Genomic DNA, 16,880 nt, shown 5'->3' on the forward strand with positions numbered 1-16,880 from the left:
CGCCGCAGGTCGGGTCAGCGGGGGTCGCGGGAGGCGGCGGGCGCGGCGAGCGAGGCGGCGTGCTCGAGGAGCACGGCCACGCCGTCGTCGTCGTTCGCGGGCAGGTGGTGGTCGGCGGCGGCGAGGACGGGTGCGTGGGCGTTGCGCACCGCGAACGCGACGCCGGCCCAGGCAAGCATCGGCAGGTCGTTGGGGGCGTCCCCGACGGCCCACACGTCGGCGGCGGGCACGTCCCGGTCCGCGGCGAAGCGGGCGAGGCCTGCGGCCTTGGTGACGCCCGGGCCGCTGATCTCGCCGAGGCCGTGGGCGCCGGAGTCCGCGACGACCGCGAGGTCGCCGACGGCCGCGGTGAGACCGGCGACGAACTCCCACCCCGCGGTGGGCTCGGTGTCGGTGCGCACGAGCAGCTTGAGCACGGGCGCGTCGAGGAGGTCCTCGACGCGGGCGGCGGTCCGTGCGTCGCGGGGGCGCGGGTGGTTGTCGACGAACCCCTGCTCGGCGGCGAAGCCGTCGGCGCGCTCGACGGCGAGGTGCACGTGGTCCGCCCCCCAGCGCGCCCGCAGGGCGGCGGCGACGGCACGGACCACGTCGGGGCCCATGCCGTGCTGCTCGAGCACCCGCAGCGTGGCCACGTCGACGACGGACGCCCCGTTGGCGCACAGCGCGACGCCGTGACCGGCGACGTGCGGCGCGAGGTCGGCGAGCCAGCGGTGCGGGCGGGCGGTGACGAAGACGACGTGGACGCCGGCGGCCTCGGCCCGCGCGAGGGCGCGGGCCGTGCGTGCCGAGACGGTGCCGTCGGTGCGCAGGAGGGTGCCGTCGAGGTCGGTGGCGACGAGCCGGGGCGCGCGGGGCAGGTCGAGGGGGCCCGGTGCGGCGCTCACGGGCCGGCCCTGCGGGTGGGTGACCGCCGGCCGCGCGCCTGCCAGCAGGAGGTGTGCCAGTGGCGGCGCTCGTCGAGCCCGTCGCCGCGCCAGGAGTCGGTGCGCCACGCGACGACGTGCCCGGTGCCGGGGGCGAGGAGCTGGTCGCAGCCGGGGCAGCGGTACTCGCGGTCCGAGCCGCGGACGGCCTGGACGATCCACTCCCCGTCGGGGCCGGACTCCCAGCGGCGGCCGCCGGTGGCCCGGTCGACCTCGAGGGGGACGTGCTCGGCCGACCAGGGGCGCTTGGTGGAGCGTCGGCTGCGGGGCACGGCACCATCTTCCCCCGGCGGCGGGCCCCGGGACGCGCGGGTGCGCGTCCCGGGGCCGGCGGTCACAGGTCGGCCGCGGACTCCACGGTCGGGATGGTGCGGGTGCGGACGAGCTCGCGGTACCAGCGGGCGGAGTCCTTGACCGTGCGGACCTGGGTGTCGTAGTCGACGTGCACGACGCCGAAGCGGCGGTCGTACCCGTAGGCCCACTCGAAGTTGTCGAAGAGCGACCACACGAAGTAGGCGCCGACGTCGACGCCCTTGTCCATGGCCTCGCCGACGGCGTCGATGTGGTCGTGCAAGTAGGCGACGCGGTCGGGGTCGTGGACGCGGCCGTCGTCGGTGACGGTGTCGTAGAACGCGGCGCCGTTCTCCGTAATGGCCAGCGGCAGCCCCGGGTAGCGCTCGTGGAGCTCGAGGAGGAGGTCGACGAGGCCCTGCGGCTCGATGTTCCAGCCCATGGCTGTGTAGGGGCCGGGCTGGGGCAGCCACTCGACCTGGTCGGCGCCGACCCAGGGGCTCACGACGGACGAGCGGTGGCCGTCGGGGCCGGGGGTGCCGTCGCCGACGGGCGGGGTGCCGTGCTGGACGCGGCCGGTCGAGTAGTAGTTGACGCCGAGCAGCGCGAGCGGCTGGCGGATGGTCTCGAGGTCCCCGTCCTGCACGAAGGACCAGTCGCTGATGCCGGCGGTGTCGGTGCGCACCCGTGCGGGGTACGCACCCTCGAGCAGGGGGCCCAGGAAGACCTCGTTGGCGATCGTGTCGATGCGCTCCTTGGCCTCGACGTCCACCGGGGCCGGCGACGCGGCGCGGGTGACGTGCAGGTTCAGGGTGATCGAGACGGGGGTGTCCTCGCCCAGCTCCTCGCGGATCGCGCGGGCGGCGAGACCGTGCGCGAGGTTGAGGTGGTGCACGGCGGCGAGCGCGGCGGCCGGGTCGGTGACGCCGGGGGCGTGCACGCCGGACGCGTAGCCGAGGAAGGCCGAGCACCACGGCTCGTTGAGCGTGGTCCACAGGTGGATGCGGTCGCCGAGGGCGCGGGCGACGATGCGCGCGTACTGCTCGAAGGCCACCGCGGTCGCGCGGTTCGTCCAGCCGCCCGCGTCCTCGAGCGCCTGCGGCAGGTCCCAGTGGTAGAGCGTCACCACGGGCCGGATGCCGGCCGCGACGAGCCGGTCGACGAGGTCGGAGTAGAACGCCAGACCGGCGGCGTTGGGCTCGCCGGTGCCGGTCGGCTGGATGCGCGACCAGGCGATCGAGAACCGGTAGGCCTGCAGGCCGAGGTCGGCCATGATCGCGACGTCGGGCTCGACGCGGTGGTAGTGGTCGACGGCGACGTCGCCCGTGTCGCCGTTGAGCACCTTGCCGGGGGTGCGGGAGAACGTGTCCCAGATCGACGGGCCGCGGCCGTCGGCGTCGACGGCTCCCTCGATCTGGTAGGACGCGGTCGCCGACCCCCAGAGGAAGTCCGCGGGGAACGTGCGTCCGGACGGTCGCGAGCTGGTCATCGTCGGCCCTTCGAGCGGGTGCTGGTGGGAGGCGTCGGCGCGTCCGACGCTCGGTCGAATCGATACGATACCCGGTGTGGGACCGCTCCCGCACCCGGGTCCCGGCGCGCCGGCGGCCCCCTCCCCCACCACCGGCGCACCGGCTCCTACAGGTCGATCTCGACCACGCCGTCCCCGCGGTGCTCGACGCGCACGCCGCCCCGCGGCTGCACCGCCCACGCACCCGGGGCGCCGACGGCCTCGACGCGCACGCGCACGCCCGTGCGCTCCACCGTGAACAGCGCGTCGTCCTCACCCGACCCCGCGGCCACCCGCGTCACCGAGCGGTGGCCGTCCTCCAGCTCGACGAGGTGCAGGGTCACCCCGTCCGCGTGCACGTAGTCCGGCCTGTCGTCGACCGCCCCCACGGGCAGGACCGTGCCGGGACGCACGTACAGCGGCACCGAGTCGAAGCCGTGACGCTCGCGCACCCAGCGCGGGCCGACCACCTGCTCCCCCGTCAGCCACGACGTCCACGTGCCCTCCGGCACGTACACGTCGACGTCGCCCTCCGCCGAGAACACCGGCGCCACGAGCAGGTGCTCGCCCAGCATGTACTGCGTGTCCACCGACGCCGCGCCCCGGTCGTCCGGGAACTCCAGCACCATCGGCCGCATCACCGGCAGACCCTCGGTGTGCGCACGCCGGCCCACCTGCGACAGGTACGGCATGAGGGACAGCTTCAGCCGGGTGAACAGGCGCGTGACCTCCACGGCCTCCTCGTCGAACGCCCACGGCACCCGGTACGAGCTCGACCCGTGCAGCCGGCTGTGCGACGACAGCAGCCCGAACGCCAGCCACCGCTTGAACACCGCCGCGTCCGGCGTGCCCTCGAACCCGCCGATGTCGTGGCTCCAGTAGCCGAACCCCGACAGCGCCAGCGACAGCCCGCCGCGCAGCGACTCGGCCATCGAGACGAACGTCGACTCGCAGTCCCCGCCCCAGTGCACCGGGAACTGCTGGCCGCCCGCGGTCGCCGAGCGGGCGAACAGCACCGCCTCCCCCTCGCCGCGCTCCGCCTCCAGCAGCTCGAACACCGCCGCGTTGTACAGGTGCGTGTAGTAGTTGTGCATGCGCTGCGGGTCCGACCCGTCGTGCCACACCACGTCCGTGGGGATGCGCTCGCCGAAGTCCGTCTTGAAGCAGTCGACGCCCTGGTCGAGCAGCACCCGCAGCTTGTCCTGGTACCAGGCCACCGCGTCCGGGTTGGTGAAGTCGACGAGCGCCATGCCCGCCTGCCACATGTTCCACTGCCACACCGTGCCGTCGGCCTCGGTGACCAGGTAGCCGCGCTCCTTGCCCTCGTCGAACAGGGCCGAGCGCTGCGCGACGTACGGGTTGATCCACACGCAGATGCGCAGCCCCTTGGCCTTCAGACGCGCGAGCATGCCCTCCGGGTCGGGGAACGTCGCCGGGTCCCAGACGAAGTCGCTCCAGTGGAACTGCCGCATCCAGAAGCAGTCGAAGTGGAACACCGACAGCGGCAGGCCGCGCTCGGCCATCCCGTCGACGAAGTGCGTCACCGTCGCCTCGTCGTAGTCCGTGGTGAACGACGTCGACAGCCACAGCCCGTACGACCAGTCCGGCACGCGCGCCGGCCGGCCCGTCAGCGCCGTGAAGCGCCGCAGCACGTCCTTGGGCGTCGGGCCCGCCACGACGTAGTACGTCAGCGACTGCCCCTCGACCGAGAACTGCGTGCGCGAGACCACCTCCGTGCCGATCTCGAACGACACCCGCTCGGGCTGGTCGACGAAGACGCCGTAGCCCGCGTCGGACAGGTAGAACGGCACGTTCTTGTACGCCTGGTCGCTGGCCGTGCCGCCGTCGGCGTTCCAGATGTCGACGGTCTGGCCGTTCTTCACGAACGCCCCGAACCGCTCCCCCAGCCCGTACAGGTGCTCGCCGACACCCGTCGTCAGCTGCTCGCGCACGAAGTGCCGCCCCTCGGCGTCCGTGAGGACCCCCACGCTGCGCGCGGTCGACGAGGTCAGCGTGCGGCCGTCCGCGACGAACTCCACGGACCAGTCGCCGTCGGTCGCGACCCGCGCCTCGAGCGGGCCCGAGCGGAACGTCGCGAGCGGGGCGCCGTTGAGCTGCGGCGTCGTGATCTTGACGTCCGCGACCTCGCGCCGCAGGCCGAAGCGCGGCCCGCGCTCCAGACCGCCCCGGAAGTGCTCGATCGTGACGCCCACGACGCCGTCCATCGGCGAGTGGAACGACACCGTGACCAGCGGGCGGTTCAGCGTGTCGCCGCGGTGCTCGATCTTCGCGGTCGACGCGTAGACGGTCAGGGTGTCGTCGCCGGCGACGACCTCGTCGACCTGACGCGGACGCAGCTCGGTGACCCCGGGCAGCAGCTGCCAGTAGCCGTCGGTGAACTTCATGAGGTCCTCTCCGTCAGCGCCACCGCGTCGTGCGGGGCGAGCAGCACGTGGTCGGCGACGTCGGCGCCGGTGAGCAGGTCGTGCCAGGCGCCGTCGAGCGGGACGGTGCGCGGCTCGTCGGTCGCGTTGAGGCAGAACAGGACGTCGCCGCGGCGGACGACCTCCACGCCGTCGGGCGGGCGAACCGCGAGCGCCCCCGTCACGCCGGCGGCGCGCAGGCACGCGTCCACGACGGCGTCGACGACCTCCTGCGGCGGGGTCGTCGCGACGTACCAGCCCTCGCCGCCGGACGGGTGGGCCCGGCGGACGACGAGCGCGGCACCGTCGAGGTCGCCGCCGTCGACGGTCGCGACCGCCTCGCCGTCGTCGACCCGCACGCGCTCGGCCCAGTCGTGCGCCGTGAAGTCCCCCAGCAGCCCCGAGCGGACCGCGACGCCCGGGTCGCCCAGGGGCACGTGCTCCTCGCCCGAGCCGCCGACCAGGTCGGCGAACGGCACCGGGAACCGCCCCGTGCGCACGTGCCCGTCCCGGTCGGCGACCCCCGAGAACGGCCCGAGGAGCAGCACGCCGCCGTGCTCGACGACCCCGCGCAGGTGCTGCACGTGGTCGTCCTCGACGAGGTAGAGCTGCGGCGCCACGACGAGGTCGTACCCGGACAGGTCGGCGTCCGGGCCCACCACGTCGACCGCGACCCCCGCGCGCCAGAGGGGTGCGTAGTAGGCGAGCACCTGCGGCAGCACGCGCAGACGGTCGGACGGCTGCGCCGGCTCCTCGGCGGCCCACCAGCTGGGCCAGTCGAAGACGAGCGCGACCCGCGCGGGCACCCGGGTGCCGACGACCTGGCGCAGACGGGTCAGCTCGGCGCCGTGCTCGACCACCGCCCGGTGCAGGCGCGTGCCCGGCCCGGCGTGCGGGACGAGGGCGGAGTGGAACCGCTCGGCCCCGAACACCGAGGCCCGCCACTGGAAGAAGCAGGAGCCGTCGGCGCCGCGCGCGACCGCGCGCAGGGAGTCCAGCCGCATCTGCGCGACCGTCTTGGGCACGTTGTGCGGGCGCCAGTTCACCGCGCCCGCGGCCTGCTCCATCACGATCCACGGCGCGCCGCCTGCCAGGCCGCGCACGAGGTCGTGGGTCAGCGCCACCCGCACCGGCGAGTCCGGGTCCGCGGGGTCGCCGTAGACGTCGTCGGCGACCACGTCGACGTGGGGCGCCCAGCGCCGGTAGTCGGTCAGCCCGTGGAACCCCATGAAGTTGGTCGTCACCGGCGTGCCCGGGTCCCGCTCGCGCAGCAGGTCGCGCTGCTCGAGGTACAGGTCGAGCAGCAGGTCCGAGGCGAACCGGCGGTGGTCGAGCACCTGCGTCGGGTTGAGCAGGTAGGGCGCGGCGCGCGGCGGCACGACCTCGCCCCAGTCGCCGTAGCGCTGGCTCCAGAACGTCGTCCCCCAGGCCCGGTTGAGCTCGTCGAGCGTGCCGTGGCGCTCGCGCAGCCACGTGCGGAACCGGGCGGCGCAGTGCTCGCAGTAGCAGACCTGGCCGTACTCGTTGCCGACGTGCCACATCCGCACCGCCGGGTGCCCGGCGTACCGGTCGACGAGCGCCCGGACCACCGCGAGCGCGCGCTCGCGGTAGTGCGGCGAGGACGGGCAGAAGTGGTTGCGCGAGCCGTGGGAGAGCCGCACGCCGTCGGCGGTGACGGCGCGCGCGCCGGGCCAGCGCACGCCCAGCCACGGGGGCGGCGACGCGGTGGGCGTGGCGAGGTCGACCATGACGCCGTGGGCGTCGGCGAGCGCGAGGACCTGGTCGAGCCAGTCGGTGTCGTACCGGCCGGGTGCGGGTTCGAGCCGGGCCCAGCTGAAGACGCCGACGGTGACGAGGTTGACGCCGGCCGCCTGCATGAGGGCGACGTCCTCGCGCCAGACGTCGGGCCCCCACTGCTCGGGGTTCCAGTCGGCGCCGTAGAGCAGGCCCGCGTCGTCGGTGAGCGCGGACAGGGCCGGCCGGGACGCCGGGGCGTCGGGTGCGGGCGCGGTCATCGCGGCGGGCCTCCTCGTCGAGTGGCGTCGATCGGTCGTCGAAGCGCTTCGCTGATCGTAGGTCGCGGGCCACCTCGATCGTCAACGGACACGCACCACCGCGCGGTGCCACTCGTGGCGAAGCGCTTCGCCTGCAGCACCGGCCGGCCGCACCGATCGGCGCCCGCGGCACGACGCGCGGACGCTAGGGTGGGCGTCGGCGGCGGGTCGCCGCAGACCGGCCGCGACACGAACGGAGCACCGTGGCCACCACGATCGACGACGTCGCGCGGGCGGCCGGGGTCTCCACCTCGACCGTGTCGTACGTGCTGTCCGGCAAGCGCCCCATCTCCGCACCGACCCGTCAGCGGGTCGAGCGCGCCATCCGCGACCTCGGCTACCGGCCGCACGCCGGCGCCCGCGCGCTCGCCTCGGCCCGCACGCACGTGCTCGGTCTCATGGCGCCGCTGCGCGTGGACGTCAACGTCAACGTCATCATGCAGTTCGTGACCGGCGTGGTCACCGCCGCGCGCAGCTACGACCACGACGTGCTCCTGCTCACCGCCGACGAGACCGCCGGGCTGGAGCGGGTCGCCAGCGGGTCGATGGTCGACGCCCTCGTGATGATGGACGTCGAGGCCGACGACCCGCGCGTGCCCGTCCTCGTCGGGCTGCGCCAGCCCGCCGTGCTCATCGGGCTGCCGCGCGACCCCGAGGGCCTGTCGTGCGTCGACCTGGACTTCGAGGCGGCCGGCCGCCTCGCCGTCCGGCACCTCGCCCGGCTCGGGCACCGCCGCGTCGCCCTCGTCGGATCCCCGCGCGCCGTGCTCGAGCGGCACACCTCGTACGCCGAGCGGATGATGCGCGGCTTCACGGCCGAGGCGGCCGAGGCCGGGCTCGCCGCCGTCGTCGAGCCCTGCGAGTCGTCCATGGCCGGCGCCGTCGGCGCCGTCGACCGCGTGCTCGAACGGCTGCCCGACGTCACGGGGGTCGTCGTGCACAACGAGGTCGCGCTGCCGTGGGTCGTCGCCACGTTCGCCGACCGCGGCCGGCACGTGCCCGAGGACGTGTCGGTCGTGGCCGTGTGCCCGCCCGACGTCGCCGTCGGGCAGCCCCTGCCCCTCACGGGCGTGGACATCCCCGCCCACGCGATCGGCCGCGTGGCCGTCGAGATGGCCATGGCCCGGGTGGGGCACGACGAGCCGGCCGAGACCCGCCTGCTGGCCCCCGTGCTCGTCGAGCGGGCGAGCACCCGCCCCGCGCTGCGCTGACCCGCCCGGCCGCACCGTGCCTCAGCCCTTGATGGCGCCGAAGATGACGCCCTTGGTGAAGTGCCGCTGCACGAACGGGTACACGACGAGGATGGGCACGATGGCCAGCACCATGACCGCCATCTTGATGGGCAGGCCCGTGACCGCGCCGCTGGCGACGTCGACCTGACCCACCCCGCTGCCCGGCAGGGTCACGCCCTGCAGGACGTACGAGCGCAGCACCAGCTGCAGCGGCCACTTCGCGTTGTCGTTGATGTACAGGATCGCGTTGAAGAACGCGTTCCAGTACCCGACGCCGTAGAACAGCGCCACGACCGCGGTCACGGCCCGCGACATCGGCAGCACGATGGCCCCGAGGATCCGCCAGTCGCCCGCGCCGTCGATGCGCGCCGCGTCGAGGATCGCGTTGTCGATACCCATGAAGAAGTTCCGCAGGATGAGCACGTTGAAGGCCGAGACCGCCCCGGGCAGGATCAGCGCCCAGTACGAGTTGATCAGACCCAGGCCGCTCACCAGCAGGTACGTCGGGATCATCCCCGCGCCGAAGAACATGGTGATGAGGAAGACGAACAGGATCGGCCGGTGCCACAGGGACGACGGGCGCGAGAGCCCGAACGCCGCGAGGACCGAGACCACGGTCGACAGCAGCGTGCCCACGGCCGTGACGCCCGTGCTCACGAGGGCGGCGCGCGTCACGATGCCGCCCGAGAGGATCTGGCGATACGCGTTGAGCGTCAGCTCCCCGGGGACCGTCACGAGCCCCCCGACGCGGATCGTCTCCGCCTGCGTCGAGAGACTGGTGACGACCACGGTCCACAGCGGGAACACGACCGCCAGGACCACGCCCGCGAGGACCACGAACTTCACGACCGCGCCGACCCGGCTCGGCGGCTCCTCCCACGCGGGGCGGTGCCGGGACCGCCGCCGGCGCGGCAGACGCTGCACACCCGGTGCCAGGTCGCGCGGGACGAGCGCGACGTCGCTGCTGATCTCCGGTGCCTGTCCGCTCATGACTTCTGGTACACCCCCGACTCGCCGAACACGTGGGCGAGCTTGTTGGCGCCGAGCACCAGCAGCAGGCTCACCACACCCTTGACCAGCCCCGCGGCCGCCGCGAAGCTCCAGTCGCCGTAGATGACGCCCTGGTAGTACACGAACGTGTCGATGACCTCGGCCACGTCCGCCCCGACCGCACCGCGCTGCAGGATGAGCTGCTCGAACCCGACCGTCAGGGCGTCGCCCAGGCGCAGGATGAGCAGCAGGATGATCACCGGGCGCAGCGCCGGCAGCGTCACGTGCCACATGCGCCGCCAGCGGCCGGCACCGTCGCACGCGGCCGCCTCGTACTGCTCGGGCGGCACGGTCGACAGCGCGGCGAGGAAGATGATGATCCCCCAGCCGGCGTCCTTCCAGACCGACTGCATGGTGATCAGCACCAGGAACGTGTCGGGGTTGGTCATCAGGTCGAAGCCCGTGCCCATCCCGGCGTCGCGCAACGTCTGGTTGACCAGTCCAGCGCCGCCGAAGATCTGCTGGAAGATCGTCACCACCAGCACCCACGAGAAGAAGTGCGGCAGGTACACGATCGACTGGATCGTCGTGCGGATCCGGGGCGTCACGACGCTGTTGAGCAGCAGCGCGAGGATGATCGGCACCGGGAAGAAGAACACCAGCTGGAACGCCGTGATGACGAGGGTGTTCTCGACCGAGTCGAGGAACAGCGGGTTGCTGAACACCCGTTCGAAGTTCGCCCACCCGATGAACGGGCTGTTCACGAACCCCGTGTACGGCGAGTACTGCTGCCACGCGATGACGTTGCCCAGCATGGGCACGTACGCGAAGACGGCCAGGAGCACCACCGCCGGGAGGACCATCACCAGCAGCGCGCCGTCGCGACGCAGCCGGGCGGCGAACGAGACCTTGCGCACCGGGATCTTGCCCCGGGCCGAGGGGGCGGGCGCACCCGCCCCCTCGGCGACGGGGTCAGGGACCTCGCCGCGACGACGCACGACCTGACCGATGCTCATCACTGCGCGTCCAGGATCTCCTGGTAGAACGTCCGCAGCTCCTCGCCGCCGGAGCTGCGCCACGTCTCGACCGCGGCGTCGAGGTCGTCCAGGCTCTTGCGACCGCGCGAGATGTCCTTCTCGAGGTCGACGAACGGCTGGCCGATCGACGCGAACTGCGCGGGCTCGACGATCTGCTGGGCGTAGAACAGCGGCTCCTGCAGGTACTCCGCGGCCGTGGTCTGCCACTCCGAGGACGCGCGCACGAAGCCGGGGTACTGCACCCGGGTGTTCGCGATCGGCGGGTCCACGAGGAAGATGTACGTCGGCTGCAGCTCGGTGGCCGCGAGCTCGGTGGGCACGGGCAGACCGTCGTCGTCGCGCGTGAAGTGCACACCCTCGACGCCGTTGTTGATGACGTCGAACTCCGTGGTGCCGAAGGGCGCCGCGAGCACGTTGGCGATCGCCAGCAGCTCGGTGATCCGGGCCTCGTCGTCGGTCTTCTTCAGGAACGAGAAGATGTTCGCCGGGTTGCCCTTCCACAGCACCGGCGTGCCGCCGTCGGCCGCGAACGGCTCGAACGGCTGCTGCCAGTAGTCGGGGTTGCTCGCCAGGTTGTCGCGCAGGGCCTCGTGCCAGGCACCGAGCCCGTCGTTCATGATGAGCGAGGCGCCGGACTGGAAGCGCGTCTTGGCCTCGCCCGACTGGTCGGCGACCGCGTCGGGGTGCACGGCACCGCTGGCGAACAGCTCCGCGTTCCACGCGAGCGCGGCGCGGTACTGCTCGGTCTCGACCCGGTGCACCAGGCGGTCGCCGTCCAGGAGCCACTTCGGGGGCACGCCGTGGATGATCGCGGAGGTGTTCCACAGGTCCTCCGCGCCCCAGCGGTTGCCGCCGGTGAGCTCGACGGCGAGGTCGAGCAGGTCCTGGGCGGAGCGGACGTCCGGCGTGATGCCGAGCTCGTCCAGGACGTCCTTGCGGTAGAAGATCGCGTCGGTGATGACCTCGCCGGGGAACGGCAGGCCGTACAGGCGCCCGCCGAAGACGCAGAACTTCCACGCGTCGGTCGGGATGTTCGCGAGGTTCGGGTACGCGGCGATCTTGTCGCCGCCGAGGTGGTCCGTGAGGTCCTGGAAGATGTTGGGGACGATCTCGGAGCCGAAGCGCGGCGGGATGTTCCACGACGGGACGCTCACCCAGTCCGGGACGTCGCGCGCCGAGGCCAGCACCGTCGCGAGCTTGTCGCCGTAGACGTTGCCGTCGGTGATCTGGAACGTGATCGTCGAGCCAAGCAGGCCGTTGACGGCCTCGTAGTACTGGTTGCCGTCCGTCGGCGGGATGGTGCCCCACAGCGGCGTCATGGCCGTGAACTCGGTCCCGCTGCCGGGGGGCTCGGGCACCGACTGGACGAGCTCCGCCGGGATCGTCTCGAAGCCGGGCGTCGAGCCGTTGACGCTCGGGAAGTCGGGCTCGACGTAGTCGACGGGGATGTACGACGGCAGGATGCCGGCGCCGATCGTGGCGCCCGGCGTGGACACGGAGACGGCCTCGCCGGTCCCGCAGGCCGTCAGCAGCGACGGCACGCCCGCGACGGCGGCACCGGCGGCGACCATGCCGAGGAACGAGCGACGTCGTACCTGCACGTCGCCGATCCGGTGGGTGGATGTGGTGGTGTTCATCAGCGCCCTTCACTCCCTCGTGGTGCGGACGTGCTGCTCGGACCTGCGTGCTGGTCGGGCGTGCGGCGCGCCCTGCGCGGGTCCGCCCGGTGGTCGTGCTCGTGGCCGCGGGCCGGGCGGCCCTCGGTCGCTGCTGCCGGCCCGGGGTCCTCGGCGACCCGGCGTCCGGCTCGTGCCGCCCCGGCGAGCGACGGTGATCGACGGCGATCACAGTCGAAGCGGTTCGACGCGGGTGAATCTAGGACACGGGGCCGGTGTGAGGCAAGCCACGTCTCAGGCGGGACGCGTCCTTGCCAGACGCACCGATCTGGTCCACCATGGCGGCCCGAGGCGCCCTGGGCGCCACCCGACGCCCGGCTGTGATCGTCGAAACGGTTCGACCAGACGACGACCGAACACCCTGCAGGAGCACCGTGGTCGACGACGACCGAGCACGACCCGCCACCCCGAGCCCCCTCCTCGTCGAGGACCGCGCCCCGTACCTCGACCCCGGCCTGCCGGTCGAGAAGCGCGCCCGTGACCTGCTCGGCCGGCTGACCCGCACCGAGAAGGTCGCGCTCCTGCACCAGCACTCCCCGGCCGTCGAGCGGCTCGGGCTCGCCCCGTTCCACACCGGCGCGGAGGCCCTGCACGGCGTCGCCTGGCTCGGCACCGCGACCGTCTTCCCCCAGCCCGTCGGCCTCGCCTGCACCTGGGACGCGGACCTCGTCCGCCGCGTCGGCGAGGTCGTCGGCACCGAGGTCCGCGCCAAGCACGCCGCCGACTCCAGCGTCTCGCTCAACGTGTGGGCCCCCGTCGTCAACCCGCTGCGCCACCCCGCGTGGGGCCGGCACGAGGAGGGCTGGTCGCAGGACCCGCACGTCACCACGTGGCTGGCGACCGCCTACGCCCGCGGGCTGCGCGGCGACCACCCCGTGTACTGGCGGACCGTGCCCACGCTCAAGCACTACCTCGCCTACGGCAACGAGACCGACCGCGCCGTCACGAGCTCGCAGCTGCGACCCCGCGTGCTGCACGAGTACGAGCTGCCCGCCTACCTGCACCCGGCCGCCGCAGGCGTCGTCGGCGCCGTGATGCCGTCGTACAACCTCGTCAACGGCCGTCCGAACCACGTGGCCGGCGAGCTGCTCGACCTGCTGCAGGCGCACGCCGCGCACCCGCTGCTCGTCGTCTCCGACGCCGCCGCGCCCGGCAACGTCGTGACGTTCGAGCGGTACTACGACGACCACGTCGAGTCGCACGCCGCGATGCTGCGCGCCGGCATCGACTCCTTCACCGACAACGACGCCGACGCACGCCCCACCGTCGAACGGATCACCGCCGCGCTCGAGCGCGGGCTCCTCGACGAGGACGTCGTCGACCGCGCCGTGCTGCGCCAGCTCGAGCTGCGCCTGCGCACCGGCGAGCTCGACCCCGAGCACGACCCGTGGGTCGTGGGCCCCGACGCGATCGACCTGCCCGCGCACCGTGCGCTCGCCCGCGAGTCCGTCGCCCGCTCGGTCGTCGTGCTCGAGAACGACGGCGTCCTGCCCCTCGCGCCCGAGGCCGTCGTCGCCGTGGTCGGGCCGCACGCCGACCGCGTGCTGCACGACTGGTACTCCGGCACCCCGCCGTACCTCACCGGCCTGGCGACCGCGCTGCGCGACCGCCTCGGCGCCGCGCAGGTCCGGGTGGCCGACGGCGCCGCACGCGTGACGCTGACCTGCACGACCACCGGCGGCACGGTCCGGGCGCTGCCCGACGGGACCCTCGTGGCCGACGGGACGCCCGGTGACGACACCGGCCTCGTCGACGTGACCGACTGGGGCGACGGGCTGCTCACGCTGCGGCAGGTCGCCACCGACCTGCTGTGGAGCGGAGCCGGCTGGGTCGTGCGCGCCGACGCGGGCCGCGTCGGCGGCTGGGTCGCCCAGGAGTCGTTCCGCACCCACCGGCACCCCGACGGCACCTGGTCGGTGCAGCACGTCGGCTCCGGCCGCTGGGTGCGCGTGCAGCACGACGCCCCGGGCACGCTCGTCGCCGAGGCGCACACGCCCGACGCCGCCGCGCGCTTCACCGTCGACGTCGTGCGCAGCGGCGCGCAGGCCGTGGCGCAGGCCGTCGCCGACGCCGACGTCGTGCTCGTCACCGCCGGCAACGACCCGCACCTGCACGGCCGCGAGACCGAGGACCGCCCGCACCTCGACCTGCCCGCGAGCCAGCTCGCGCTGTGGCGGTCCGCGGCCGCGGGCACCGCCCGACCCGTGCTCGTCGTCGTCTCGTCCTACCCCTACGTCCTCCCCGACGACCTCGGTGCCGCAGCCGTGGTGTGGACGTCGCACGGCGGGCAGGAGCTCGGCCCCGGACTCGTCGACGTGCTCACCGGGGACGTCGAGCCGACCGGCCGCCTCGCCCACCCCTGGCCCGCCGACGCCGCGCAGGCCGGGGACCTCCTGGACTACGACGTCATCGCCGCCCGGACGACCGACTGGTACGCCCCGGCACCGCCGCGGTACGGGCTCGGGCACGGGCTCACCTACGGCGACGTGCGGTGCACCTCCCTCGCCGTGGACGACGCCGGCGCCGTGGCCGGCCCGCAGGACGCCGCACCCGGGGACCCGACGGCACCGGCCGGGCCGGCCCTCGTCGCGCACCTCCGGATCACCAACACCGGCCCCCGTACGGCGCACGAGCTCGTGCAGGTGTACGTCGACGCCCCCGGGCACCGCCTGCCGTACCCGCACCGCCTGGTGGCCCACACCCGCACCACGCTCGCGCCGGGCGAGGACGCCGAGGTCACGCTCACCGTGCCGGTGCGCGAGCTCGCCGTGCGGGACGTGACCCGCGACCTGTGGGTCGTCGAGCCCGGCGAGTACGTGCTCAGCACCGGCCCGTCGAGCGCGCACGCCACCCACCGGGCCGTCGTCCGCCTCGACGGCGAGGCCGTCCCGCCGCGCGAGCTGCTCGGCCGGCGCGTGCCCGCCGCGTCCTTCGACACCGCGACCGGCATCGACCTGGTGGACCGCACCCGCACCGCGGGGGACGCCGTGCAGGTGCGCCGCGGCAGCGCCCAGGGCACGCTCGTCCTGCGCGACTGCCGCACGACCGGCGCACGCACGCTCACGCTCGACGTGGCGCGCACCGCGCCCGGACCCGCGTCCGTCGAGGTGCACGACGCGACGGCAGACGTGCTGCTCGCCGCCGTCGACGTCCCCGACGGCGGCGGCCGCTACGACTGGCACGAACGGACCGCCGCCCTGGTCGGACCGGTCGGGGACGTCGTCGACCTGCGCATCACCCTTCGCGGGGTCGCCCGGCTCGCGAGCGTGCGCGCCGACTGAGCCGGGCCGTCCGGGCCCGCACGGTGCCGGCCGGTGCCCTGCCGGCCGGTGCGGGCCGGACGCGCGGGTCGTGCGGCCTCAGGGCCGACCGACGACCCAGGAGCCCGCCCGCATCACCGCGACCGGCTCCAGCGCGTCCGTCGTCACCAGGACGTCCGCGCGACGGCCCGCGACCAGCGCACCGAGGTCCGCGCGGCCCAGCACCGTCGCCGGCGTCGTCGCCGCCGACCGCACCGCGTCCACGAGCGGCACCCCGGCCTCCACCGCGGACCGGACCACGTCGAGCAGGTGCGCCACCCCGCCCGCGATGGCACCTGCCGTGCCGTCGTCGCCGAGCAGCCGCGCCACACCGTCCGCCACCCGCACGGCCAGAGGACCCAGCCGGTAGTCGCCGTCCGGCATGCCGGCCGCCGCCATCGCGTCCGTGACGAGCACGACCGCGTCCGCACCCACGAGCTCCAGCACCGTCCGGACCGTCGCGGGCGCCAGGTGCGTGCCGTCGGCGACGAGCTCCACGACGAGCCGGCCCGCCGCCGCCGCGGCCAGGCAGGCCGCCACCGGGCCCGGGTCACGGTGGTGCAGCGGGCGCATGCCGTTGAACAGGTGCGTCGCCGTCGGACGGCCCGACCGCGCGGAGGCGGTGGTCGCCAGCAGGTCGAACGCCCGGTCGGCGGCCTGCTCGGTGACCTCGGCGCTCGCGTCCGTGTGCCCGAGCGACGGCAGCGCCCCGCACGCGGCGAGCGCGCGCAGCACGTCGTCCTCCCCCGCGTCCGCGACACCCGGCACCTCGGGTGCCACCGTCATGGTCACCAGGTGCCCGCGCGCGACCCGGGCGACCTCGCGCACCAGACCCGGGTCGCCGGGCAGCATGTCGTGCAGGTTCTGCGCGCCGCAGCGCACGGCCGACAGGAACGGCCCCTCCAGGTGCACCCCCACGAGGTGCCCGGCGTCGACCGCGTCGGCGAGCAGCGCCGTGCGGGCGAGCAGCACGTCGGGCGGTGCGGTCACCAGCGACGCGACCAGGCTCGTCGTGCCGTGCCGCAGGTGCTCGTGCGCACCCGTCGCCACCTCGTCGGGCGTGGTCGCGTCGGGGAAGCTCGCGCCGCCGCCGCCGTGGCAGTGCAGGTCGACCAGGCCCGGCAGGACGAGCGTGCCGGGCGGCGGGGGCGCGGGCAGCAGATCGGGGTCGAGCAGGGCCGACGGTCCGACCCACACCAGCACACCGTCCGCGACCGCGACGACCCCGTCCGCGAGCACGCCCGTGGGGAGCACGACGGCGCCCCGCACCAGCTCGGCGCCCGCCGGGAGCCGCACCGCGCCCGGGTCGGGCCGGCCCGCGGTCCGGGGCGAGAGGGACGGGTCGGGGACGCTGCGCTGGGGGCCGCTCACCTCGCCATCCTCCCGCACCGCCCGGTGGCCGTGGGCTCAGATCGACGCCTCGGTGGTCGATGAGCGGGGCGTCGCAC

11 protein-coding genes are annotated in these 16,880 nt (G+C 74.3%); 2 read left to right on the plus strand and 9 right to left on the minus strand.

The window, feature by feature from the left end:
- Positions 1-14: 14 nt before the first annotated feature.
- From FBY24_RS01435 to FBY24_RS01455, 5 genes are all read right to left on the minus strand, one after another.
- Positions 15-884: an HAD family hydrolase gene (locus tag FBY24_RS01435; RefSeq protein WP_255432154.1), complete on the minus strand. Its 870-nt coding sequence runs from the start codon at positions 882-884 to the stop codon at positions 15-17.
- Positions 881-1,195, minus strand: coding sequence for a hypothetical protein (locus FBY24_RS01440; RefSeq protein ID WP_142157454.1), 315 nt, complete (start codon positions 1,193-1,195; stop codon positions 881-883). Before FBY24_RS01440 ends, FBY24_RS01435 begins: the two co-directional genes overlap by 4 nt.
- Before the next feature lie 62 nt (positions 1,196-1,257).
- Entirely contained in the window at positions 1,258-2,703 is a 1,446-nt protein-coding gene (locus tag FBY24_RS01445) for a GH1 family beta-glucosidase (protein WP_142157456.1), read from the minus strand.
- Positions 2,704-2,849: 146 nt separating this feature from the next.
- Positions 2,850-5,126, minus strand: coding sequence for an alpha-xylosidase (gene yicI, locus FBY24_RS01450; RefSeq protein WP_142157458.1), 2,277 nt, complete (start codon positions 5,124-5,126; stop codon positions 2,850-2,852).
- Positions 5,123-7,159 (minus strand): beta-galactosidase, encoded by a 2,037-nt coding sequence (locus FBY24_RS01455; RefSeq protein WP_142157460.1) that lies wholly within the window; start codon positions 7,157-7,159, stop codon positions 5,123-5,125. The genes yicI and FBY24_RS01455 overlap by 4 nt, the downstream gene beginning before the upstream one ends.
- A gap of 242 nt (positions 7,160-7,401) precedes the next feature.
- Between FBY24_RS01455 and FBY24_RS01460 the strand changes: the two genes are divergently transcribed.
- Positions 7,402-8,409, plus strand: a complete 1,008-nt coding sequence (locus FBY24_RS01460; protein ID WP_140459940.1) for a LacI family DNA-binding transcriptional regulator — start codon at positions 7,402-7,404, stop codon at positions 8,407-8,409.
- A 21-nt stretch (positions 8,410-8,430) separates the two neighbouring features.
- Here FBY24_RS01460 and FBY24_RS01465 read toward each other — a convergent pair whose 3' ends face one another.
- Genes FBY24_RS01465 through FBY24_RS01475 form a run of 3 tightly spaced genes read right to left on the minus strand, consistent with a single transcriptional unit; the run spans position 8,431 to position 12,094 of the window.
- A complete protein-coding gene (locus tag FBY24_RS01465; protein WP_142157462.1) occupies positions 8,431-9,420 on the minus strand; it encodes a carbohydrate ABC transporter permease in 990 nt (329 codons plus the stop codon).
- Positions 9,417-10,436: a sugar ABC transporter permease gene (locus FBY24_RS01470; protein WP_142157464.1), complete on the minus strand. Its 1,020-nt coding sequence runs from the start codon at positions 10,434-10,436 to the stop codon at positions 9,417-9,419. The genes FBY24_RS01465 and FBY24_RS01470 overlap by 4 nt, the downstream gene beginning before the upstream one ends.
- Positions 10,436-12,094, minus strand: coding sequence for an extracellular solute-binding protein (locus FBY24_RS01475; RefSeq protein ID WP_140459937.1), 1,659 nt, complete (start codon positions 12,092-12,094; stop codon positions 10,436-10,438). Before FBY24_RS01475 ends, FBY24_RS01470 begins: the two co-directional genes overlap by 1 nt.
- Before the next feature lie 413 nt (positions 12,095-12,507).
- On the opposite strand from FBY24_RS01475, the gene FBY24_RS01480 reads away from it, so the two are divergent.
- On the plus strand, positions 12,508-15,414 hold the full coding sequence (locus FBY24_RS01480; protein WP_255432155.1) for a glycoside hydrolase family 3 C-terminal domain-containing protein: 2,907 nt from the start codon (positions 12,508-12,510) through the stop codon (positions 15,412-15,414).
- Between the two features lie 78 nt (positions 15,415-15,492).
- On the opposite strand, the gene FBY24_RS01485 is transcribed toward FBY24_RS01480, so the two are convergent.
- Positions 15,493-16,728, minus strand: a complete 1,236-nt coding sequence (locus FBY24_RS01485; RefSeq protein WP_142163015.1) for an N-acetylglucosamine-6-phosphate deacetylase — start codon at positions 16,726-16,728, stop codon at positions 15,493-15,495.
- Between the last annotated feature and the right edge of the window lie 152 nt (positions 16,729-16,880).

The sequence above is a fragment of the Cellulomonas sp. SLBN-39 genome (assembly GCF_006715865.1).
GTDB lineage: Bacteria > Actinomycetota > Actinomycetes > Actinomycetales > Cellulomonadaceae > Cellulomonas.